The sequence below is a fragment of the Cupriavidus sp. OTU4054 genome, from assembly GCF_038440175.1.
Classification (GTDB): domain Bacteria; phylum Pseudomonadota; class Gammaproteobacteria; order Burkholderiales; family Burkholderiaceae; genus Cupriavidus; species Cupriavidus pauculus_D.
The window spans coordinates 1-22686 of sequence record NZ_JASATF010000013.1 but is presented as its reverse complement, the minus strand read 5'-3'; the positions used below and the strand labels follow the sequence as shown (position 1 = coordinate 22686).

The window sequence follows — 22686 nt, the reverse complement described above, 5'->3', positions numbered from 1 at the left end:
CGCGCCGGCTCAGCGCCGGCTCAGCTCCGCGTCGGCTCCACGGCCTGCTGTACGGGCCGTGTGGCCGGCGTGTCGGTGGGGCTGACCACCGCGTAGAAGTAGCGCCCCTGACGCCAGTACTGCGCAAGCAGGTTGCCATCCTTGCGATTGCCGTTGTCGAAGTGCAGCACGTCGCCGGGCGGCCGCACATAGAACACGATCGACTGCCCCTGCGCATTGCGGTAGAGCACCATCGCGGCCGTGCCCTGCTGCGCGGACATCAGCCGCCCGCTCACGGGTTTGAAGCCATATGCGCTGAAGTCGGGCAGCGTTTCCGGCTGCACGAAATGATGGTTGAGCCAGGCCTGCAACTCGCGCGGATCGCTGGCCTTGATATCGACCATCATGCCGTCGTCGCCGGCGTTGGCCACCGCGTTCGCGGACACGGGCTGTATATCGTTCGACGCGAACATGCGATACGCCTGCACGGCATCGGCCATCGGCAGATACGTCTGGCGCATCGCGTACTCGCGCGACTGCCAGCCGCCAAAGCCGCCCACGACGAGCGCCATCATGACGGAAGCGGCAATCGACATGCGCTGGCGCGTGCGATCGCGCAGCGTGCGGCGAATGCGGAACGGATCGAGCCGCGCGGGCGTATCGGCCGGCGGCGGCTCCAGGCTCGCGCGCAATCGTTGCGAGGCCAGGCGGATCTGCTCGATCTCGCGCGCGATCTCGGGGTGCGTCGGCAGCAGGGCTTCGATCTGGCCGCGCCGCGTCTCGTCGAGCTCGCCATCCACGTAGGCGTGCAGTTCGGGTTCGGTGGGCATCAGGGCATTCATTTCATCACCTGCAGGGAAGGTTGGGCAACGACCTGGCCTTCGGTCAGATCGCGGAGCGCCTTGCGCGCGCGCGAGATACGCGACATCACCGTGCCGATGGGCACGCCGAGCGTATCCGCGGCCTCCTGATAACTGAGTCCTTCGACGGAGACGAGCAGCAGCAACGCGCGCGCATCGACGGGCAACCGGTGAAAGCCGTCGAGCGCCGAGCGCGCGAGCACCACGTCTTCGGTCGAGGGCGCCATGTCCTCGTCCTGGCCCACGCCGAACAGCGACAGCAGGCCCGCATAACGCTTGGCGCGCCGCTGGCCGTCGAGGAACACGCGATAGAGAATCGAGAACAGCCACGCGCGCAGATCGCCCTCGTCGCGCCGCGTCTCGCGACGCGACAGCGCGCGCTCGAGGCAACTCTGCACGAGGTCGTCGGCGCTGGACTCCTGGCGCGTCAGCGACAGCGCAAAACGGCGCAGCCGCGGAATCACCTCGCGCAGTTCGTCATCGGTAAAGTCCTTGCTCATGTCGGTCAGCCCAGTGGGCTTTCGGGTTCAACTGCAGGGAAGACGAACGGCATCGGGGATTATTCCACGCGTCCGCGAAAAAAATGGACGCACGTGCGGCGCGAGGCTTAAAGTGCCTTGCCCGAGTCCGGGCGAGACCCTCAGAAGAAGGAGACATTATGTACAAGTTCCGTGCGGCCGCATGGCTGCTCGCCGCGACGTTCGTCCCCGCGTTCCTGCCCACCGCGCAGGTCGATGCCGCCACGCTGCGCGTGATGACGTCGGGCGGATTCACGGCCGCCTACAAGATCCTCGGTCCGCAATACAGCGCGCAAAGCGGCAACCCCATCGAGACCGAACTCGGACCGTCGATGGGACAGTCGCGGGAGGCCATTCCGAATCGCCTCGCGCGCGGCGAGCAGGCCGACGTGGTGATCATGGTCGGCTATGCGCTGGACGATCTGATCCGCAAGGGCGTGGTCGATCCGGCATCGCGTGTGGAGCTCGCGGACTCGCGTATCGGCATGGTCGTGCGCCAGGGCCAGACCGTTCCCGACATCCGCACCGAGAATGCCTTGCGCGAGACGCTGCTGCGTGCGAAGTCGGTGGCTTACTCGGACAGCGCGAGCGGCGTGTATGTGGAGAAGGAACTGTTCGCGCGTCTGGGCATTACCGCGCAGATGCGCGGCAAGGCCAGCAAGATCGAGAAGATTCCGGTCGCGACGGTCGTAGCCGATGGCCAGTACGAGCTCGGCTTCCAGCAGGTGAGCGAACTGCTGCCCGTGCCGGGCGTGTCGTTCGCGGGGCGCATTCCGGAGTCCGTGCAATCGGTCACACGCTTCGCGGCGGGCATTCCCGTGAATGCGCCACATCCGGCGGAAGCGCGCGCACTGCTCGAGTTTCTCTCGGCGCCGGCCGCACAGACGGTCGTCAAGGATTCGGGCCTCGATAGCGTCGAAAAATAGCGTCGAAAATAAGTGTGGGAATTGTCTTACGTACATTTCGGAAGGGGGCCGCTGCTTCATCCCGGTGCAGGAACGTAACCTTCAACTACGGTGTGGCCACGGCGCAAGACGCCGGGCCCGGAGAAAAAATCCACTTAAGAGAAGGAGCACGACATGACGATGAAGAAACTGTTCTGCGCCGCAGTCTGTTCGATGATGGTTGCCGCCCCCGCTGGCTTTGCGTATGCGCAAGCCGGTTCCAAAGCCGACTACGACGCCGCCGTGAAGACGGCCGACGCCGACTACAAGACCGCGAACACGAAGTGCGACGCGATGAAGGACAACGCCAAGGACGTCTGCAAGGCAGAAGCCAAGCGTGACCGCGATGTGGCGAAGGCCAATGCCGAAGCCCGCCGCGACGGCACGGACAAGGCGCATGCCAAGGCCATGAAGACCAAGGCCGATCGCGACTACGACGTGTCGAAGGAAATGTGCGACGACAAGTCGGGTAACGACAAGGACGTGTGCGTGAAGCAGGCCAAGGCTGCCCATGAGCAGGCCCTGGGCGCTGCGAAGGTGACCAAGGCTGCGGCCACGGGTACCAGCACCGATGTCGCCGAGGCGCGTGCGGACGCCCGCAAGGACACCACGGACGCCGCCTACAAGGCCGACAAGGAAAAGTGTGACGCCATGACCGGCGACGCCAAGGACAAGTGCCAGGCTAACGTGAAGGCCAAGTACGCACGCTAATCCGGCGAGCGACCTCCGACACCAATCGACACACCAACCCGCAAGGAGTCCGACATGAACTGGGACCAAATGGAAGGCAAGTGGGAACAGGCCAAGGGCAAGATCAAGGAGAAGTGGGGCAAGCTGACCGACGATGACATGACCGTCATCAACGGCAAGCGCGACCAGCTCGCGGGCCGCATCCAGGAGCGCTATGGCTACACCAAGGAGCGCGCCGAGGAAGAGATGAAGGCGTGGGAACGCGACGCTCGCTGGTAAGCAGCGATCGATCGCCAAAGTCGATGCGCGGACGGTGCATCGCACACAACGGGGCTTCGGCCCCGTTGTCGTTTCCCGAACCCCGACTCAAGTGGGGACGATCCCCCGGGCCGTCTGTGCGTGGTGCGTGTTTTGTGGCGTAAACGCCGCGCTATACCTGCCGTGCGTGACGAATTAAGCATTAATTAGGACTGAATATCGCCGAATTTAGTACGGACCCCATCGATCGCGACTTAACATTGCGGCTCCCAATGGCGTCTCAACCTGCTTCGGCGCCGCGCGAAATTCTCCAAGGCGCGGCATTGCATGTACGCGATCCTGCCCGCCTTCGTCTCGTCGATCTTCCTCGGTTACGGCCTCTATGTGCTGGTGACCCAGGGCGTCACGCGCGTATCGACGTCGTTCTTCCTGCTCTGCGCGACGACGTTCGCGTGGCAGGGCACGTGGGCATTCCTGTTCCAGTCCGAACATCCAGACGTCGCGTTGCTGCTCGCGCGCGTGGGCTATCTGTTCATCCTGTTCCTGCCCACGACGTTCTACCACTTCATCTGCGAAGCGACCGAGTGCCGCAGGGAACGTCCCGCGCTGCTCGTGTCGTACGGCATGAGCCTGATCCTGTCGGTGCTGCTGCTGACCACGCATCAGGTGGTGTCGGGCTACTACACGCTGTTCTTCGGCGAGTATCCGAAAGCCGGGCCGCTGCATCCGCTGCACGTGCTGCAGACGGTCGTGCTGGCGGCGCGCTGCGCGTGGCTGCTGGTCAAGGCGCGCACCAATGCGACGGCCGAACGCCGCCGGCGCTTCAACCTGTGCCTGCTCGCGCTGGGGTTGTACTCGGTCGCCGCCGTCGACTACGGCGTCAACTACGGCCTCGCGTTCTATCCGCCGGGCGCGATCTTTATCGCGATGAGTCTCGGCATTCTCGCGCTCAGCGTCGTGCGTTACGACCTGATGCACCCGTACTCGCTCGCGGCCACCGTCGCGCATGAAGTCCGCACGCCGCTCGCGACCATCCGCATGCAGGTGCAGGAAATCGCGCTGGCATGGCCGCGGCTGCTGCAGGGGTATCGCCTGGCCGTCGAGCACGGGCTGATGGAGGACCGCATGCGGCCCGGACAGATCGAGCGCATGAGCCAGCTCATCGGCGGCATTACGCGCGAGGTCGATGGGACGAGCACCGTCATCGACATGGCGCTGGCTTCCGTGACGCTCGAGCGGCTGGACCGCAGCACGTTCGCGCCGTACGGTGTGGCCGCATGCGTGGAGGCGGCGATGGAACGCTATCCGTTCCAGCCCGAGGAGCGCGAGCGTGTGCGCGTGCATGGCTTCGAGCCGGACTGGCGATTCGTCGGCTCCGATACGCTGCTGGTGTATGTGCTGTTCAACCTGCTCAAGAACGGCCTCTACGCAATTCGCGCGCATGGCAGCGGCGAGATCCGCATCGAAGGCGGCATCGAGGGCAACTTCTACCTGCTGCGCTTCAGCGACTCCGGCCCCGGCATTCCCGCGGACGTGCTGCCGCGGATCTTCGAGCCGTTCTTCTCGACGAAGGCGCATGGCCGTGGCAACGGTCTGGGCCTCGCGTTCTGCCGGCGTGTGATGGAAGCCTTTGGCGGCCGTATCGAATGCGCGTCGCGCCCCGGGGTGCATACCACCTTCACGCTGCGCCTGCCGCGCTTCCATCCGCTCGGCGATCGTCCCGACGAACGGCTGCGCACGCGCACCGCCGGCTGACCGCTCCGGCGGCACGCACTTTTAGCTATACCCTCTCAACTACACACTTCCGACAAGATGGGAGGAGGGCTCAGTTCGCGAACGGCGGCAGCACGAGCTCGTATTCCTTGACCCGTTCGATGATCTCGCGCGGAAAGCGCGAGATACGCTTTTCCCGGTCTGCAAAGACGATCTGCTGATAGCCCAGCGACACGGGGCGGCCTTCGACGCTGAAGCGGAACAGCAGGTACGCCGAGCATTGCCGCACCTGGAACGTGTTGAGGTAGCAATCGACGCGTTGGAACGGGAACGTTTCCTCGACGTATTCCTGATGGGCACGCTTCGTCACGAACACGCCACCGGCGGCAAGCAGGTTACCGTGGATGCATTCATGGAACCAGCGCTCGCGGCAGATGCCCTGCCATTCGAAGTACCGGGCGAAATAGGTGTTCATGAAGGCATTGGAGTCCTTGAGATAGATATCGATGGCATGGTGGAAGGTCTTCTGCGGGGTGGTTTCCAGCGCGTCCTGATCGAGCAGGGCGGTACCGCGGTTCAGCACTTGGGGAATCACGTCACGCATCAACATGGAAAAGCTCCTGAAGGGTTCTGACTGCAACGCGGCAGCCGGCGCGTGCCCCGGGAGACGTGCGGGGCATGACGCATTCTGGCTTGACGGGAGGAACGGCGGGGGCCCGCCGTGGAGGGGAGATTACTTCTGCGGCTGGGGCGCGGGCAGCTCGCGCATCGGCAGGTCGGTGACCTTCAGCGCCTTGTCGAAGTTGCATTGGAACGCGTAGCGCTTGTCGCCGTCGGTGATTTCACCGACCACGGCCATGCTGGTCCGGCCTTCCATCGCGTTGATGGTGTCGAATCTGGCGTTCTCGTGACCCTGCTGCTTGACCGCCTTCCTGCACTCCGCGGTGGCGCGCGTGCGGGCGTCTGCCAGCGCATGTCCCGCGAGCGTCATCAGGCAGCAACCGGCCAGGACGAGGTGAGCGGCTGATTGGCGCATCGTGCGGCGCATCGTGGACTCCCGGAAGTCGGATCGGACACATTCCAAGCTTATCAGCCGCGCAGCCCGGCGCACGTTTCAATATGTTTCGTAGTGTGGGTTGCCGCATGCTGCCCTTATCCCCTGAAAAGTGCGCTAATAGGCGCTGACTTTCCTCGTCTCCCCTGTCAACGCAGGAATATTTCAATCCGTTACCGATCATTACGAGCCAGCAGTGAGACAGGCGAAAGTAGGCAGGGCAAGACAGGGGAGCAGTGAGTCGTGCAGGAATTCGTTCCGATGTGGCAGGGACTCGTGCGAGTCCGGGAGGGCAGGGGACCGTGGGGAACCGGGCCGCTGCGTTATCTCAAATATCTGAGCGCCATGGCGATGCTGTCGGCGGCGTGCTATCCCGCCGGGACGCGCCGCTGCTGGACGCGTCGCATGCGCATGGTGGCGTTGTCGGCATTGCGGGAAGGCGCGGTGCGGCCGTGGCTGCGGTCCGTCGGGTCGTGCACGCTGTTGCAACGTGTGATCGCGAAGCGGCCCGGCCTGCTCGAGCGTCCGTATCGGCCGCTCGGCGAACTCGGCATGACGTTCCACGAGCGCGCCAGCCTCGTGGCCGATCACTACGGCGTCATGCATGCCACGCTGCCGCTCCCCGTCTGCGAGCGTATCTACCTCGACGGCGGTCTCACGTGGAAGTTTGGTGACGACGGGGAAGGTGAGACCGGCCGCTACACGCTGCGCCTCGGTGACTCCGGCCCGAACCCGAAGGAAGGCGAACTCGCGTTCTACTGGGTCGATAGCGCGACCGACACCTGTCTGGCGCAACTGAGCTTCTACCTGACGCATGGCTACGACGGTCCCGCCGTGTTTATCGGCGGGCTCCAGGGCCCGAAGGGCGAGGCGAGCCGCGAGTACATTCGCGCTTCCACGAAGGCCTGCGAGGGCGTGCGCCCGAAGGACGCCGTCATGGAAGCGCTGCTCGCGCTGGCGGGCCATATCGGCGCGCGCCGCATCGTCGCCGTTTCGCGCGCGAACCACGTTGGACGCCAGCGCAATACGCCGCGCGAGATTCAGGCGGACTACGAAACGTTCTGGCGGGAATCGCACGCGGTCGACCTGCCGGACGGCAATATGGCGATTCCCGTGCTGCAGCCCGTGCGCGATATCGCGGACATCCCCTCGAAGAAGCGTTCTGCCTGGCGGCGCAAGCAGGCCATGGCCGAGGGCATTCGCGCCAGCGTGGCCTGCGCGCTGCGTGAGGAATCGGATACCGCGGACACCGGGCTTCGCGCCGCCTGACTTCGTCCGGCATTCGCACGCAATGCGCTGGCGGCGCGCCCCACGGGTGCGCCGGGCCCGCATCGATGCCGCTACACTATGCGTCTCCCCCCTCGACCGTGACGGATCACCGCAATGGAGACGAAGACCGTGAGTGAGAACGAAGGCGTGACCAGTGGCCGCACAACGATGAACGGGGCCGAGAGCCTCGTCAAGACGTTGCTCGCGTGCGGTGTGGATACCTGCTTTGCCAACCCCGGCACGAGCGAAATGCATTTCGTCGCGGCGCTCGACCGCATTCCTGGCATGCACTGCGTGCTGGGCCTGTTCGAGGGCGTGGTCACCGGCGCCGCCGACGGCTATGCGCGCATGGCCGGCAAGCCCGCCGCCACGCTGCTCCACTGCGGGCCCGGCCTCGCCAACGGCCTCGCCAATCTGCACAATGCGCGCCGCGCGCAGACGCCGATCGTCAATATCATCGGCGACCAGGCCACCTACCATCGTCCGTTCGACGCACCGCTCACGGCCGATACCGAAGGCTGGGCACGCCCCGTTTCCGTCTGGACCCGCACCGCGACCACGGCTGCCTCCGTGGGCGCCGATGCCGCGATTGCCGTGCAGGCAGCCATGGGCGCGCCCGGTGGGGTCGCCAGCCTGATCCTGCCGTCCGATGTGTGCTGGGACGAAGGCGGCCAGGTGGCCGCGCCGCTGCCCCCGCTGCCCGTTCCGCAGGTCTCGCCCGATGCCATCGAGCATGCCGCGCGCGTGCTGCGCAGCGGCGAGCCGACGCTGATCGTGCTGGCCGGCAGCGCGCTGCTCGAGGGCGCGCTGACCCATGCGCATCGCATCGCTGCCGCCACCGACGCGCGGCTCATCACGCCGATGTCCAACGCGCGTGTGACGCGTGGCCGCGGACGTCTGGCGATCGACCGCATTCCGTACTCGGGCGACGTGGCCCGCACCAAGCTTGCCGGTATCCGCCATGTGGTGCTCGTGGGCGCGCCGCCGCCCGTGACGTTCTTCGCGTATCCGGGCAAGTCGCCGCGTCCCTATCCGGAAGACGCGACCATCCACGTGCTTGCACGTCCGGAACAGGATCTCGGCGACGCCCTGGCGCGGCTGGCCGAAGCACTCGGCGCGCGCAATGCCGAGCTGCCGCCGACCGCCTCGCTGACGCACTCGCCGGCATCGGGTGCGATCACCTCGGAAGCCGTGGCGCAGTCGCTGACCGCGCTGCTGCCCGAGCAGGCCGTGGTGATCGAGGAGAGCGTGAGCTTCGGCCGCGCGTTCTATCCGGGCACCGTGCACGCCGCGCCGCACGACTGGCTGCAACTGACGGGCGGTGCGATCGGCGAGGGGTTGCCGCTCGCGACCGGTGCCGCCATCGCCGCGCCGGGCCGCCGCGTGGTCTCGTTGCAGGCCGACGGCTCGGGCATGTACACGCTGCAGTCGCTCTGGACCATGGCGCGGGAGAAGCTCGACGTCACGATCGTGCTGCTGGCCAACCGCAAGTACGCGATCCTGCTGGGCGAACTCGCGGGTGTGGGCGCCAACGCGGGCAAGACCGCGCTCGATATGCTCGATATCGGCAATCCGGATCTCGACTGGGTCAAGCTGGCGAACGGCATGGGCGTGGAAGGCGCGCGCGCGACGGACATGGATACGTTCAACGATCTGTTCCGGATGGCGAACCAGCGCAAGGGCCCGTTCCTGATCGAGCTGGTTATCTGACGGTCATCTGAGCGCGAAGGAGGCGATCATGCTCCAACTCCGGCCCGGCTGTGAATGCTGTGACAGGGATTTGCCGCCCGACAGCGCCGATGCGCGCATCTGCACGTTCGAATGCACGTTTTGCGTGGACTGTGCGACGGACAAGCTGCATGGCGTGTGCCCGAACTGCGGCGGCGAGCTCGTGGCGCGGCCAAGGCGCCCCGCCGCAAAGCTCGCGAAGTTTCCGCCCTCGACGGAGCGGGTGTTCAAGCCGGCGGGGTGCGGGGGCGCCTGAGCGCCTGCCCCCACCCCGCGATTTGCGTCAGCCGAGCGTCGCCCAGCCCTGCATGGCCTGGCCGCCGGCATCGTCGCCGGTCCACAGCAGCACGCGGCCCGGTGTAGCCGGATCGGGTGCCCCACCCACGGTGACGGTATCGATATGGAACAACGGCGCCAGCCCGCGGAAGCCGAACGTCTTCACGCGTGCGCCGGGCTGTTCCTGCCGCAGCAATTCCAGCATGAGCGTGGCCTGCAACGGGCCATGCACGATCAGTCCCGGGTAGCCCTCCACATCGCGCACGTACTCCAGATCGTAGTGAATGCGGTGGCCGTTGAACGTCAGCGCCGAATAGCGGAACAGCAGCACCGGGTCGGCCTGCAGCGTGCGCTGCCATTGCGCGCGGTGCTCCAGGCGCGGACGCGGCGGCATCGGCAGGCCCGGTTCGGCTGCCGCGCGGTAGACGATATCGTGGCGCTCGTCGATCGCCGTCTTGCCGTTGACGGTCAGCGCATGATCGACCGTCACGAAATACAGCTCGCCCGATCGGCCGCTCTTGTGCGTGACATCGCGGATCGTTGACGTGCGCGTGACCGTATCGCCGACGCGCAGCGGCGCGTGGAACGCGATCTCGCTGCCCGCCCACATGCGGCGCGGCAGCGGCACGGGCGGCAGAAAGCCGCCGAGGCGGGTATGGCCATCGGGGCCCAGCGTCTCCTGCGGCGCGCGCGGCAGGAAATAGAGCCAGTGCCACAGCGGCGGCAGCGGCCCCGCGACCAGCGCGTCGCCATCTAGGTTGAACGTGGCGGCCAGCGACAGCACCGGTTCGGGGGCAAGGGTCTCGGTGCGCGATTCGCTGCGGCCGATCCATTCGCGGAGGTGGGCCAGCGTTTTCTCTTCAGTCATGGTCATCGTGTCTGGTAGTCGATATCAGCGGGCGGCAGGCAGCCAGTTGCGGACATCGGCCTCGGCGTCGAGGCGCCATGTCCGCGCAATGATCGCGCGCATCTCGGCCTCGCTGGCACCGTGACGGAACGCGCCGAGCTGAATGGCCTTGGCCTCGAGCTCGGGGCGCGACAGCGTGTTGTCGGGGTCGCCCTTGGGTACATCCACGCGCGCCTCGAGCGTGCGGCCATCGGTGGTGTGCACGGTCACGCGGCCGATCCACTGGCGCGGATATGCGGCATTGATCTCCTCGTCGAGCACCATCTCCACCTTGTCGCGGAATGCCGCCACGCGTGCGTCCTGCAGGGCCTGGGTCTCGAACTCGCCGAGGCCCGCGTGCGCATGCACGGCCACAAGCCCGAGCACCGTCCCCATCGAGAACTTGGCCTGATGGATCGTGGTGGGATTGACGACGGGGCCCAGTACGTCGATCGCGCCCTGATGCACGTGCGCGGTGACCTTTGCGATCTGCTCCGCGGCAATGCCGTCGCGGCGCACGAGCGCGGCCAGCGCGTCGGCGGCCGGATGGGTATGGCGGCACGAGGCGAAGTACTTGAACGAGGTTTCCGCCGTGGCCCAGCGCGTGCCGAGGCCATCGGTCAGCGCCGCCGGGTTGGCGTCGCTCGACATGCCGGCCGCCATGCCCTGCGCGCCTTCGAGAATGCGTCTGGCGCCCGTGAAGCCCGCGCGCGCGAGCCATGCGGATTGCAGGCCGTCGGCCGCGGCCTTCGCCGTATGTAACTGCTTGGAGTCGGCGGCGTCGCGCAGGAACTCCCATAAGCCCGCGGCCTGCGTGCCGGCGGTGCCGAGCGCCTGGTTGATACCCTCGGCATCGAGGCCGAACAGCTTGGCCACGGCGGCCGCCGCGGCGAGCGTGCCGACGGTGCCGGTGGTATGGAACACGCGATAGTGGGAGCGGCCCATGAATTCGCCGATACGGATGCCGGCCTCGTAGCCCGCGATCGAGGCGAGCAGCACGTCCCTGCCGCTGCGCCCTTCGGCTTGCGCGGCGGCGAGCACGGCCGGAAACACCACGGCGGCAGGATGCAGCACGGAGCCGTTGTGCACGTCGTCCTGCTCGACCACGTGCGACGACGCGCCGTTGATCAGCGCCGCGAAGTAGGGCGAGGTCCGGCGTCGGTCAACGAGGACCTCGGCGTCGCCGGTGCCGGGTCCCATCGCGCCCGCGAACTCCTGCAGGCGGCGGATCGCGGGCGCATCCTTGCCCGCGATGGCCGAGGCGATCCAGTCGAGATACAGGTCCTTGGTGCGCTCGACTACGGGAGCCGGCACGTCGGAGAGCTTCAGGTTCGCCAGGAATTCGCAGAGCTGGCGCGTGGGGTAGGTGGCCTCGCTGGAGGACAGGGTCATGGCGGGTGTCTCCTCGGAATCTCAGAACGATCAATCTCAGAACGATCGCGGCAGTTCCAGCACGTGTTCGGCCACGTACGACAGGATCAGATTGGTGGAGATCGGCGCCACCTGATACAGGCGCGTCTCGCGGAACTTGCGCTCGATGTCGTACTCGGCGGCAAAACCGAACCCGCCATGCGTCTGGAGGCAGACATTGGCAGCCTCCCACGAGGCATCGGCCGCGAGCAGCTTGGCCATATTGGCTTCCTTGCCGCAGGGTTTGCCCGCATCGAATAGCTGCGCGGCACGATAGCGCATCAGGCTGGCCGCCTCGACGTTCACGAACGAACGCGCGATCGGGAACTGCACGCCCTGGTTCTGGCCGATGGGCCGGTCGAACACGATGCGCTCGCGGGCGTAGCCGCTGGCGCGATCGACGAACCAGTAGCCGTCGCCGATGCACTCGGCCGCGATCAGGATGCGCTCGGCGTTCAGGCCGTCGAGGATGTACTTGAGGCCGCGGCCTTCCTCGCCGATCAGGTTCTCGGCCGGAATCTCCAGATTATCGAAGAACAGCTCGTTCGTCTCGTGGTTGACCATATTGCGGATCGGCCGGACCGTCAGGCCATTGCCGATGGCATCGCGCAGATCGACGACGAACACCGAGAGTCCTTCGGACTTGCGCTTGACCTGATCGAGCGGCGTCGTGCGGGCGAGCAGCAGCATCAGGTCCGAGTGCTGGACCCGCGAGATCCATACCTTCTGCCCGTTGACAACGTAGCGGTCGCCCTTGCGCACCGCGGTGGTCTTGAGCTTGGTGGTATCGGTGCCGGTGGTCGGCTCGGTCACGGCCATCGACTGCATGCGCAGCTCGCCCGAAGCGATGCCGGGCAGCCAGCGTGCCTTCTGTTCCTCCGAACCATGGCGCAGCAGGCAGCCCATCACGTACATCTGGCCGTGGCACGCGCCCGAATTGCCGCCGCTGCGGTTGATCTCTTCCATGATCACCGATGCCGCGGTCAGGGGCAGGCCGGAGCCGCCATAGGCCTCCGGGATCAGCGCGGACAGCCAGCCCGCCTGGGTCAGCGCCTGCACGAATTCCTCGGGAAACGCACTTTGTTCCTCCACGCGCTGCCAGTAGGCGGAGTCGAACCCCTGGCAGAGGTCGCGGACGGCTTCCCGGATTTCGGGGTAGATCTGGTCGTGGTCCTGGGTTTGTTCCGGATTCGCTTGCATTGGGGGCCTGTGTTGGCGTTGGGTCGTTCGGATTATTCCCGAGCCCCCGTCTCGCGAAAATTCGGATTTGCGAAAGCACGGCTTAGGGATGAATTTAGGGGGGGGCGCTGGGGACAACCCTAGGTTTCCGCGCCGACGTGCGCAGCCTTCGGCAAATCGGAATTGCGTGAGCCGGCGATTCCTTTCACGCTCGCTCGATATGTCATAACAACCGTAGGAGACTTCATGACCGCTTCGCGCATCCCTGCCATGCCCCCCTTCACCGCCATGACTTGCGCCCTGGCCGTCGCCGCGGCGGCCGCCTTGCCCGCGACCGGCCATGCGGCAGACCCCTTCCCGTCGCGCCCGATCACGATGGTCGTGCCGTTCGCGGCGGGCGGTCCCACCGACGTGGTGGCGCGGTCCGTCGCCGCCGCCATGTCCAGGTCGCTGGGCCAGAGCGTGGTCGTCGAGAACCGGCTCGGGGCGGGCGGCACGGTGTCGGCGGCCTATGTGGCCAAGGCCGCGCCCGACGGCTACACGATCCTGATCCACCATAACGGCATGGCCACGGCGCCGGCGCTCTATTCGAAGCTGCCGTACAAGCCGCTGACGGACTTCTCGTTCGTCGGCCAGGTGGCCGACGTGCCGATGACGCTGCTGGGCCGGCACGACCTCCCCGCCAACACGCTGCCCGAGCTCGTCAGCTATATCCAGAAGAACCAGAGCAAGGTGAACCTCGCCAATGCGGGCCTGGGCGCGGTGTCGCAGCTGTGCGGCATGCTGTTCCAGAAGGCGATCGGGGTGGAGCTGCAGACCATTCCCTATCAGGGTACCGCGCCGGCGCTGACCGCGCTGCTGGGCGGGCAGGTGGACGTCCTGTGCGACCAGACCACGCAGACGCTGCCGCACATCAAGGCGGAGAAGGTCAAGCTGTATGGCGTGACCACGGCCCAGCGCATCGCGGCGCTCCCCAATACGCCGACGCTGCGCGAGGGTGGCCTCAAGGACTTCGAGGTCAAGGTGTGGCACGGCATCTATGCGCCCAAGGGCACGCCGCCGGCGGTCATCGACAAGCTCGACGGCGCGCTCAAGACCGCGCTGAAGGACCCTGCGGTGGTCACGCGCATGCAGGAGCTCGGCGCGGTGATCGTGCCCGAGGACAAGCAGACCCCCGAGGGACTGCGGACATGGCTGGCCTCCGAGATCGACAAATGGTCGCCGATCATCAAGGCAGCAGGCGTGAAAGCGGACTGACGGCCGACCGCGGGCACCGCAGGCCGAGCGCGGCGCGGACCGGGATCAGACCGGTTCGCGCGCCGCCTCCGCCAGATATTTCACGAGGGTCTCCGCGAACTGCGGCAGTTCGCGGCCCGGACGGCGGCACAGGCGCAGTTCACGCCGCGCCCATTCGTCCTCCAGCGGGATGAAACGCAGCACCTTGCGGCTCGCGTAACGCCGGGCACAACTGTTCGGCACGATCGCGATGCCCGCCCCGGCTTCGACCATACGGCACACCGCGTCGAAGCTGCCCACCTGGATGCGCAGGCTGATGCGCTTGCCCATACCGCTCGCAATGCGGTCCAGAAAGCTCTGGATCGCCGAGAACTGGTTGAGACCCACGAACCGGCACGTATCGAGCAGATCGGCGAAATGCAGCCGCTTGAAGTCCCGCAGCGGGTGGTTGACCGGCGCGATGACGATCAGTTCGTCGCTGCACAGCTGCATGACGTCGAGGTCGGCCGTGGCCACCTCGCCCGCCACGATGCCGAGGTCCGCCGCTCCCGCGCTCACCGCCGACACGATCTCCGCCGACAGGTGCTCCTCCAGTTCGATATCGACATCGGCGTTCTCCGAAAGAAAGCGCGAGAGGGCGGTGGCAAGGAACGAGTTGGTCGCCGTGGTATTGGCCAGCAGGCGCACGCGGCCCTTCACGCCCTTGGCATACGGGCGCAGGTCCGAGTGCAGGCACTCGAGCTGCCGGAACACCTCGCGCGCATGGCGCAGCAGTTCGTCGCCGGCCGGCGTCAGCCGCACGCCCTTGACCTGCCGGATCAGCAGCTGGGTCTGGAAACTCTCCTCCAGCTGTTTGATACGCGTGCTGGCAGCGGGCAGCGAGAGAAAGCTGCGCTCGGCCGCGCGCGTGAGGTTCTCGGTCTCGCCCACGTTCAGGAACAGCCGCAGGTCGGTAAGGTCGTAGTGCATGGGCGGATATCGTTATGACCGAAGTCGCTATTTGGCTATGCGGCGATGTTGCGTTGCAGCGTCGCCACGCATTGATCCACTGCGGGCCCATTTGGCATGCAACCTGCTGTAGCGCAGACAGGATTCTGCCTGACGTTGCGCGCGCACCCTACCGGTGCGTGATTCCACATGACGATCATGGGTTAATGCATCGACGCACCGTGCATGCGCACGTCGTGCGTTTTCGCAAAGCGGGATGGTAGCGCGCGAGACTCCACCATTCGCATTGCATTGGCATGAGCGCACTCAACCTTATGGCGTTCATGCTTGTAGGGAATTGGCTGACAGCGATGTAGGCGGGGAACGTTTTTCGCGCAGGCGTTACAAACCGTTAGCCTTCCCGGATATGCATCTTGTGCTGGAAAGGTGTAAGGTGTGTCACAAGCATGGTCAATGGCCCGTCGCGTGCGAGTCAGGATCGCGAGTGTCAGTTTTCATCGATGCTCATGAGCGAAGCGCGCAGCGTGATGTCGTTATGCATTTCATCACGTTGCAGGCGTCAACTCCGATCTCACCTCTGCCGTTATTTGACTATGATGAAGTAAAGACTTCGCAACATGGCAAGTCCGTCAAGCCGGGGTGATGGAGTCAGCGTTGCCGCGAAGTCTGCTGGGGGAGTAGAACATCTTCTTCGCCTCGGAGGTGGACTCTGGTGGGACTCTGACGGGAGTGAGGTATGGACATTTTTGGCCACTACGCCACGCGGTTCGAAGCACGCAAGGAAGAGGAATACACGATCCAGGAGTACCTGGAGATCTGCAAGAAGGACACCTCTGCCTATGCCACTGCGGCGGAACGCATGCTCGCCGCAATAGGACAACCCGAACTCGTGGACACACACCACGACCCGCGGTTGTCGCGACTGTTCTTCAACAAGGTCATCCGGGTTTATCCGGCGTTCCGCGACTTCTACGGAATGGAGGACACGATCGAACAGATCGTCTCCTTCTTCAAGCACGCGGCGCAGGGCCTCGAAGAACGCAAGCAGATCCTCTATCTGTTGGGCCCTCCCGGAGGCGGCAAATCGTCGCTGGCCGAGAAGCTCAAGGCGCTGATGGAGGAGGTTCCCATCTACGCGCTCAAGGGCTCGCCCATCCATGAATCGCCGCTCGGGCTGTTCTCGCCCGACGAAGACGGCAAGATTCTGGAGGAGGACTATGGCATTCCGGTGCGCTACCTGAATACCATTCCCTCGCCGTGGGCCGTCAAGCGTCTGCACGAGTTCAACGGCGACATCACGAAGTTCCGCGTGGTGAAGCTGCGTCCCTCTGTGCTGGCGCAGATCGCGATCGCGAAAACGGAGCCTGGCGATGAAAACAACCAGGATATCTCCTCGCTGGTCGGCAAGGTTGACATTCGCAAGCTGGAGGACTTCCCGCAGGACGATCCGGATGCCTATTCCTATTCCGGCGGACTTTGCCTGGCCAACCGTGGCCTTCTCGAGTTCGTCGAAATGTTCAAGGCGCCCATCAAGGTCCTGCACCCGCTGCTGACTGCCACGCAGGAAGGCAACTACAAGGGTACGGAAGGCTTCGGCGCGATTCCGTTCGATGGCGTCATCCTCGCGCACTCGAACGAAGCCGAATGGCAGAGCTTCAAGGCCGACAAGAACAACGAGGCATTCCTCGACCGGATCTATATCGTGAAGGTGCCGTACTGCCTGCGCGTGTCCGACGAGGTGAAGATCTACGACAAGCTCTTGCGTAGCAGCTCGCTGTCCGCGGCGCCCAACGCGCCGAACACGCTGAAGATGATGGCGCAGTTCGCGGTGCTCACGCGTATCAAGGAGCCCGAGAACTCGAACGTCTTCTCCAAGATGCGCGTGTACGACGGCGAGAGCCTGAAAGACGTGGATCCGAAAGCGAAGTCGTATCAGGAGTATCGCGACTACGCTGGCATCGACGAAGGCATGAACGGCTTGTCGACGCGCTTCGCGTTCAAGGTACTGTCCAAGGTCTTCAACTTCGACAATACCGAGGTGGCGGCCAATCCGGTGCACCTGCTCTACGTGCTCGAGCAACAGATCGAACGCGAGCAGTTCCCGCCGGAACAGGAAGCCAAGCTGCTGTCGTATATCAAGGAGTACCTGACCACGCCGTTCGTGGAGTTCATCGGCAAGGAAATCCAGACCGCTTATCTGGAGTCCTATTCCGAGTATGGCCAGAACATCTTCGACCGCTACGTGGTGTTTGCCGATCTGTGGATCCAGGACCAGGAGTACCGCGATCCGAATACCGGCGAAATCCTTGACCGCAATGCGCTGAACGACGAGCTCGAGAAGGTGGAGAAGCCCGCGGGGATTTCGAATCCCAAGGACTTCCGCAACGAGATCGTGAACTTCGTGCTGCGCGCGCGGGCGAACAACGGCGGCAAGAATCCGGTGTGGACCAGCTACGAGAAGCTGAGGATGGTGATCGAGAAGCGGATGTTCTCCACCACGGAGGATCTGCTGCCCGTGATCTCGTTCAATGCCAAGTCGTCGCGCGAGGACCAGGACAAGCACGAGAACTTCGTCAACCGCATGGTGGAGAAAGGATATACGCCGAAGCAGGTGCGTTTGCTGGTCGAGTGGTATCTGCGAGTCAGGAAATCGTCGTAATACACTTCACGAGACCGTCTGGAAATGAAGCGAAGCAGTTCTGAACTCACCAGATGCTTTTCCGGGCGGTCTCCATAAAGGCGGCTTATGGCTACGGTCATCGACAGACGCGAAAACGGCGGCAACAAAAGCGCCGTCAATCAGCAACGCTTCATCAAGCGGTACCGGGAGCAGATTCGGCAAGCGGTGGCGAAGGCGGTGTCCGGCCGCAAGATCATGGACATCGAGCAGAGCGGCCAGGTCTCGATCCCGGTCAAGGATATTTCCGAGCCCATCTTCCACCACGGTCAGGGCGGTCGGCGGGAATGGATTCATCCCGGCAACAAGAAGTTCGTCCGCGGCGATAGCTTCGATCGCCAGCAGCAGGGCAGCGGCGGTGGTGGCTCCCGCGCGAGCGACAGCGGCGAGGGCGAGGACGATTTCGTCTTCACGCTATCGCGCGAGGACTTCCTGAACTTCTTCTTCGAGGACATGGCGCTGCCGGACCTGGCCAAGCGTCACCTCGCCAAGATTACCGACGTGCGCAAGGTGCGCGCCGGCTACTCCATCGATGGCACGCCGTCCAATCTGTCGATCCTGCGCACGATGCGCAGTTCGCTGGGACGCCGTATCGCGCTGTCGAGCCCCTACCAGAAACGCCTGCGCGATCTCGAGCTCGAGTATTCGGAAGAACTCGAGAAGGGCGAGCCGTACTCCGAGTACGCGCTGGCGCTGCAGGAGAAGATGAAGCATCTGCGCGCGCAGGTCGATCGCGTGCCGTTCATCGAGAAGCTGGACCTGCGCTACAACAACCGCGTGCTGAAGAAGCGTCCGCAGGCGCAGGCGGTGATGTTCTGCCTCATGGACGTCTCCGGCTCCATGGACGAGAGCCGCAAGGATCTCGCCAAGCGGTTCTTCATGCTGCTTTATCTCTTCCTCAAGCGGAACTACGAACGCATCGACGTCGTGTTCATTCGCCACCATACCGTGGCGAAGGAAGTCGAGGAGGAAGACTTCTTCCACTCGCGCGAGTCGGGCGGCACCGTGGTGTCGAGCGCGCTCAAGCTGATGGTCGAGGTGATCCACGATCGCTATCCGCCGGGGCAGTGGAATATCTACTGCGCGCAGGCATCGGACGGCGACAACTGGGCCGGCGATTCGGAGCTGTGCGGCCGCCTGCTGCGCGAGTCGATCCTGCCGCTGGTGCAGTACTACGCGTACGTGGAGGTGGCATCGGAGGAACCACAGAACCTCTGGGAGGAGTACATGACCGTGAAGGGCCAGTTCGAGCACTTCGCGATGCAACGGATCATCGGCGCCGACGAGATCTATCCGGTGCTGCACGATCTCTTCCAGAAGCGCGCGGCCTGGCCGGCGCGGTAGCTTTTATCGGGGAAGCATATGGCCTACCTCTCCACGGGTTCCGAATGGACCTTCGAACTGGTTCAGCGTTATGACCGCGAGATCGCGCGAATCGCGGGCGAGTTCGGTCTCGACACGTATCCGAACCAGATCGAGATCATCACGGCCGAGCAGATGCTCGACGCGTATGCGTCGTCGGGGTTGCCCGTCGGCTACAACCACTGGTCGTACGGCAAGCATTTCCTCGCGTCCGAGCGCAGCTACCAGCGTGGCTACATGGGGCTGGCGTACGAGATCGTGATCAACTCGAACCCGTGCATCGCGTATCTGATGGAAGAGAACACGATGCCGATGCAGGCGCTGACGATCGCGCATGCCTGCTACGGGCACAACTCGTTCTTCAAGGGCAACTACCTGTTCCGCACGTGGACCAACGCGGACGCGATCATCGACTACCTGCTGTTCGCGAAGAACTACGTGGCCGAATGCGAGCAACGTTATGGCGAGCAGGAGGTCGAGGTGCTGCTCGACTCGTGCCACGCGCTGCAGAACTACGGTGTGGACCGCTACAAGCGGCCCAAGAAACTGTCGATCACGGAAGAGGCCGCGCGGCAGGCCGAGCGCGAGAACTACCTGCAGATGCAGGTCAACGACCTGTGGCGCACGCTGCCGAAGCATCGGCATCCGCATCTGCGGCTCGAGGAGGAGGACAACTTCGAACCGGAGATCGCGTTCCCGCCCGAGCCGCAGGAGAACCTGCTGTACTTCATCGAGAAGAACGCGCCGAAGCTTCAGCCGTGGCAGCGCGAGATCGTGCGCATCGTGCGCAAGATCGCGCAGTACTTCTATCCGCAGCGTCAGACGAAGGTCATGAACGAGGGCTGGGCCACGTTCTGGCACTACACGATCCTGCATCAGCTGTACGAAGAGAAACTCGTCAACGACGCGTTCATGCTGGAGCTGCTGCAGGCGCACACCAACGTCATCTACCAGCCCCCGTACCACAGCCCGTATTACAGCGGTCTGAACCCGTACACGCTGGGCTTCCTCATCTTCCAGGACCTGCGCCGCATGTGCGAGAACCCCGACGAGGAAGACCGCCGCTGGGCGCCGGAAATCGCGGGCAGCAACTGGCGCGAGACGCTGGACTTCGCGATGCGCAACTTCAAGGACGAGAGCTTCATCCTCCAGTTCCTGTCGCCACGCGTGATCCGCGAACTCAAGCTGTTCTCGGTACTGGACGATGACCGCGAAGGCAAGCTGCGCGTCACGGCCATCCACGACGACGAAGGCTATCGCGCGATCCGCCAGTTGCTGGCGAACCAGTACGATTTGTCGAACATGGAGCCGAACATCCAGGTCACGGGCGTGGACATCGGCGGCGACCGCTCGCTGACGCTGCGGCATATGCAGAACGAACGCCGCCCGCTCGCGCAAAACTTCGACGAGGTGATCCGCCACGTGACGCGGCTGTGGGGCTTCACGGTCCGGCTGGAGGTCGGTTACGAGGATGGCCGCAGCGAGATGAAATACGAGTGCAAGCCGGAACGGCGGCATGGGCAGCAGAGGAAGGCTGCCTGAAATTGAACCCCGGCCCGTGCCTTCTCGCCAGGGAAGGTATCGGCCGGCGATCGTTCGTGAGTTCGTGACAATCCCACTTCAGTAGGGCCGCGGCCGTATCGATAGGAAGCATCCGATGCAATGTCGAGATGCGGGCGAATGCGCCCTTATCGAAGATTAACGGCGCAATTTTCCACAGCTTTAGCACGCCAATATCGGGCACTGGCCGGAGGGCGGTGCTGCGTCTCGAATACAGCATTGCTGCAGTCTCCATGCGGCTGCCTACGCCGTCAATACCGCAGGCTCGGCACATTCCCGAATAAATATTCAAATCACTGTCCGACGAAAGTTGCGGCGTTTTGACAAATGCCAAACGTGTTTCGATTAACGCTTTTCGACGAATTTCTCGTTTGCTATCGTGCGCGGCAATAGATCAGAGAAGAAGATCAGATAAGAGGGGTGGGTCGTTGTATCGAGTTCGGGTTGTACGGGTCCGGCCACGCGCGCCAGTGGTCGGCCGCCGCACGCGCGGGGCGGCGGTGGCATGTCTGCTTGGCGTCATGGCCGCGCATTGTTTCGCGGCGGGTGTCGTTGCCGATGGCAGCACGCCGACGACAGTCACGACCGGTGCGGGCGGCCACATTACCGTGGGCGTCGCGGCTGCCATGGGTGGCGTTTCCACCAATAACTATCGCGAGTTCAATGTCCCGCGAGCGGGCGTCGATCTGGACAACAGCTCGGCACGCGCGCGGACGATCCTGAATCAGGTCACGGGTACGAACCCTTCGCTGCTGGAGGGCCCGCTCAGCGTGCTGGGGCCACGCGCCAATGTCGTGATTGCCAACCCCAACGGTATCAGCGTCGACCACGACCGGCAGTCGAACCGCCGTGACTTTGGGCGGGGACAAAAGCAGTAGCGTTGGCTTCGATACGTCAAACCTAGAAAGCAAACTAAGCGGATATTTGCTTGTCGCCGCACATCCGCAGAATCAGACCAAAGCTAACTGGTTTAGCCAAGCCCTTGGTTTTGACCGGAGCAACTGGCAGGATCTTGCATCGCAGTTGCGTTTCGACCCCGCTACGGCCGTAGCGACGAAGACTACACGGTACGGGCAAACCTATGAGCAGGTCATCCCAATCACGGGTGCAAACGGAAAGACGATTAATACGACGTTTGTGTTCATGAAGGACAATTCGGGTACTGTTCGATTTGTGACGGGAATTTCGACGAAAAAATGAGAGCGATGAAAGAGAATGATGTGTTTTCGTTGTCGAAGGCAGTCGAGGCCACGATGATCGGCGAACACAACGTTGTCGTATTACCGATTGGAACAGTTGTGTCAGTTGTGGTCGTATTCGGCGATCCCGGCGCACCGGTTGCCTATGAAGTGGAGGCATTTTTGGAGGGCAGCGGTGGATATGCGCTTGCGACGATAGACGCCCTCGACATTCAGTGATTTGTTGCTAGGCGGTGCCGACAATCGCACGGCACGGGCTGACCTGTTGGCCGAGCTGGACGCCGAGGCCGACTCCGAAGGCGGACCAACGTCGCCAGGCTGGCAAGGCTCTCTAGCGGCATGTTCGGCTGGCCCTTTCCTGGCCCGCCCATCGAGGTGGCATTTCCCTCAGCCTACGATCGAGCGCCCGGCCGCCCCTCCGGAAGGCTGAGCGGCCGCACGTTCGTGTGGACGCGCCTTGCTCGTCAATGAAACGGGCGACTGGTCAAGCTGGAGCCAAATACTTCGGCCCTGGCGGTGTATCGGCAAAGATTTCTCCTAAGCCGCAATAGGCGAGGGAGTTGATGAAATGGTGAAGATGGATAATTGCGCGCGATTGGCGGCATTCGAAAATGTCAAGAAATCGATCAATTTCGACGCCTTGCTCCCAGAGTTCGTCTTCTCTGGAGCTTGGCGCAGATTTCTTTTCTGTGAATCAGATCGCATCTTCGGCAAGCACTTTATCGATGCTGTTACGGAACTCATGTGCTTAGAAGATGGGACAGTTTCTTGCATCGTTAATCTTGACGCAACACCCGTCTTGGAGTTTGAGAGCGTCGCAGCAATCTACATAGATCGAGTCACAACCGTCGATGAATACAACGAGGCGCTACGTTCAGGTGGGCCGGGTAAGGGCTGGCTCTATAGGGTAGACCGATATGTCTACGTTTCCGACGCTGGT

Annotated in this window: 23 protein-coding genes; 15 read left to right on the top strand and 8 right to left on the bottom strand. The window is 63.9% G+C overall.

Translation table 11 applies throughout. The features are described 5' to 3' along the window. Window positions 1–20: 20 nt before the first annotated feature. Together AAHB16_RS16495 and AAHB16_RS16490 are read right to left on the bottom strand one after the other, a co-directional pair. Window positions 21–821 carry an anti-sigma factor family protein gene (locus AAHB16_RS16495; RefSeq protein WP_150376354.1) on the bottom strand — a complete coding sequence of 267 codons (801 nt, stop codon included), beginning with the start codon at window positions 819–821 and terminating at the stop codon, window positions 21–23. After that, window positions 818–1339 (bottom strand): sigma-70 family RNA polymerase sigma factor, encoded by a 522-nt coding sequence (locus AAHB16_RS16490; protein WP_150376356.1) that lies wholly within the window; start codon window positions 1337–1339, stop codon window positions 818–820. Before AAHB16_RS16490 ends, AAHB16_RS16495 begins: the two co-directional genes overlap by 4 nt. Window positions 1340–1497: 158 nt before the next feature. Here AAHB16_RS16490 and AAHB16_RS16485 point away from each other — a divergent pair, with 158 nt between their 5' ends. The 4 genes from AAHB16_RS16485 (at window position 1498) to AAHB16_RS16470 (ending at window position 5004) form a co-directional block, all read left to right on the top strand. Further along, complete coding sequence (locus AAHB16_RS16485) at window positions 1498–2283, top strand: substrate-binding domain-containing protein (RefSeq protein WP_150376358.1); 786 nt, start codon at window positions 1498–1500, stop codon at window positions 2281–2283. A 159-nt stretch (window positions 2284–2442) separates the two neighbouring features. Continuing rightward, the gene (locus tag AAHB16_RS16480; RefSeq protein WP_150377492.1) at window positions 2443–3012 is read left to right on the top strand and encodes a hypothetical protein; all 570 of its coding nucleotides are present in this window, start codon (window positions 2443–2445) and stop codon (window positions 3010–3012) included. Window positions 3013–3066: 54 nt separating this feature from the next. Next, the gene (locus tag AAHB16_RS16475) at window positions 3067–3270 is read left to right on the top strand and encodes a CsbD family protein (RefSeq protein WP_150376360.1); all 204 of its coding nucleotides are present in this window, start codon (window positions 3067–3069) and stop codon (window positions 3268–3270) included. Window positions 3271–3576: 306 nt separating this feature from the next. Continuing rightward, entirely contained in the window at window positions 3577–5004 is a 1428-nt protein-coding gene (locus AAHB16_RS16470) for a sensor histidine kinase (RefSeq protein WP_150376362.1), read from the top strand. A gap of 70 nt (window positions 5005–5074) precedes the next feature. Here AAHB16_RS16470 and AAHB16_RS16465 read toward each other — a convergent pair whose 3' ends face one another. Both AAHB16_RS16465 and AAHB16_RS16460 read right to left on the bottom strand, forming a co-directional pair. After that, window positions 5075–5572 carry an acyl-CoA thioesterase gene (locus tag AAHB16_RS16465; RefSeq protein ID WP_150376364.1) on the bottom strand — a complete coding sequence of 166 codons (498 nt, stop codon included), beginning with the start codon at window positions 5570–5572 and terminating at the stop codon, window positions 5075–5077. A 123-nt stretch (window positions 5573–5695) separates the two neighbouring features. Beyond that, complete coding sequence (locus tag AAHB16_RS16460; protein WP_150376366.1) at window positions 5696–6010, bottom strand: hypothetical protein; 315 nt, start codon at window positions 6008–6010, stop codon at window positions 5696–5698. 249 nt (window positions 6011–6259) lie between these two features. On the opposite strand from AAHB16_RS16460, the gene AAHB16_RS16455 reads away from it, so the two are divergent. The 3 genes from AAHB16_RS16455 to AAHB16_RS16445 all read left to right on the top strand — a co-directional run bounded on the left by AAHB16_RS16455 (window position 6260) and on the right by AAHB16_RS16445 (window position 9269). After that, the gene (locus AAHB16_RS16455; RefSeq protein WP_223851602.1) at window positions 6260–7285 is read left to right on the top strand and encodes a VirK/YbjX family protein; all 1026 of its coding nucleotides are present in this window, start codon (window positions 6260–6262) and stop codon (window positions 7283–7285) included. 168 nt (window positions 7286–7453) lie between these two features. Further along, window positions 7454–8995, top strand: coding sequence for an acetolactate synthase large subunit (locus AAHB16_RS16450; RefSeq protein ID WP_342051542.1), 1542 nt, complete (start codon window positions 7454–7456; stop codon window positions 8993–8995). Window positions 8996–9023: 28 nt separating this feature from the next. Next, window positions 9024–9269, top strand: coding sequence for a DUF1272 domain-containing protein (locus AAHB16_RS16445; RefSeq protein ID WP_150376368.1), 246 nt, complete (start codon window positions 9024–9026; stop codon window positions 9267–9269). 27 nt (window positions 9270–9296) lie between these two features. Here the strand turns inward: AAHB16_RS16445 and AAHB16_RS16440 are convergent, their stop codons facing one another. From AAHB16_RS16440 to AAHB16_RS16430, 3 genes are read right to left on the bottom strand one after another with little or no spacing between them, the layout of a single operon-like run. Further along, window positions 9297–10157, bottom strand: a complete 861-nt coding sequence (locus tag AAHB16_RS16440; RefSeq protein ID WP_342051541.1) for an FAS1-like dehydratase domain-containing protein — start codon at window positions 10155–10157, stop codon at window positions 9297–9299. A 24-nt stretch (window positions 10158–10181) separates the two neighbouring features. After that, window positions 10182–11567 carry an MmgE/PrpD family protein gene (locus tag AAHB16_RS16435; RefSeq protein WP_342051482.1) on the bottom strand — a complete coding sequence of 462 codons (1386 nt, stop codon included), beginning with the start codon at window positions 11565–11567 and terminating at the stop codon, window positions 10182–10184. A 36-nt stretch (window positions 11568–11603) separates the two neighbouring features. Then, entirely contained in the window at window positions 11604–12785 is a 1182-nt protein-coding gene (locus AAHB16_RS16430; protein WP_150376372.1) for an acyl-CoA dehydrogenase family protein, read from the bottom strand. 225 nt (window positions 12786–13010) lie between these two features. Here AAHB16_RS16430 and AAHB16_RS16425 point away from each other — a divergent pair, with 225 nt between their 5' ends. Beyond that, on the top strand, window positions 13011–14021 hold the full coding sequence (locus AAHB16_RS16425; RefSeq protein WP_342051481.1) for a tripartite tricarboxylate transporter substrate-binding protein: 1011 nt from the start codon (window positions 13011–13013) through the stop codon (window positions 14019–14021). A 45-nt stretch (window positions 14022–14066) separates the two neighbouring features. On the opposite strand, the gene AAHB16_RS16420 is transcribed toward AAHB16_RS16425, so the two are convergent. After that, window positions 14067–14969: a LysR family transcriptional regulator gene (locus tag AAHB16_RS16420; protein WP_150376376.1), complete on the bottom strand. Its 903-nt coding sequence runs from the start codon at window positions 14967–14969 to the stop codon at window positions 14067–14069. 715 nt (window positions 14970–15684) lie between these two features. Here AAHB16_RS16420 and AAHB16_RS16415 point away from each other — a divergent pair. The 7 genes from AAHB16_RS16415 to AAHB16_RS16385 form a co-directional block, all read left to right on the top strand. Continuing rightward, window positions 15685–17607 (top strand): PrkA family serine protein kinase, encoded by a 1923-nt coding sequence (locus tag AAHB16_RS16415; protein ID WP_150376378.1) that lies wholly within the window; start codon window positions 15685–15687, stop codon window positions 17605–17607. An 87-nt stretch (window positions 17608–17694) separates the two neighbouring features. After that, window positions 17695–18969 carry a YeaH/YhbH family protein gene (locus AAHB16_RS16410; protein WP_150376380.1) on the top strand — a complete coding sequence of 425 codons (1275 nt, stop codon included), beginning with the start codon at window positions 17695–17697 and terminating at the stop codon, window positions 18967–18969. Window positions 18970–18987: 18 nt separating this feature from the next. Then, entirely contained in the window at window positions 18988–20529 is a 1542-nt protein-coding gene (locus AAHB16_RS16405) for a SpoVR family protein (RefSeq protein ID WP_150376382.1), read from the top strand. A gap of 518 nt (window positions 20530–21047) precedes the next feature. Further along, a complete protein-coding gene (locus AAHB16_RS16400; RefSeq protein ID WP_446718103.1) occupies window positions 21048–21425 on the top strand; it encodes a two-partner secretion domain-containing protein in 378 nt (125 codons plus the stop codon). Continuing rightward, window positions 21397–21747, top strand: a complete 351-nt coding sequence (locus tag AAHB16_RS16395; protein WP_342051480.1) for a DUF6883 domain-containing protein — start codon at window positions 21397–21399, stop codon at window positions 21745–21747. Before AAHB16_RS16400 ends, AAHB16_RS16395 begins: the two co-directional genes overlap by 29 nt. Before the next feature lie 5 nt (window positions 21748–21752). Continuing rightward, window positions 21753–21965, top strand: coding sequence for a hypothetical protein (locus tag AAHB16_RS16390; protein ID WP_223851603.1), 213 nt, complete (start codon window positions 21753–21755; stop codon window positions 21963–21965). A 349-nt stretch (window positions 21966–22314) separates the two neighbouring features. After that, window positions 22315–22686 (top strand): hypothetical protein (locus AAHB16_RS16385; protein WP_342051479.1); only part of this gene is annotated, 372 nt, incomplete at its 3' end.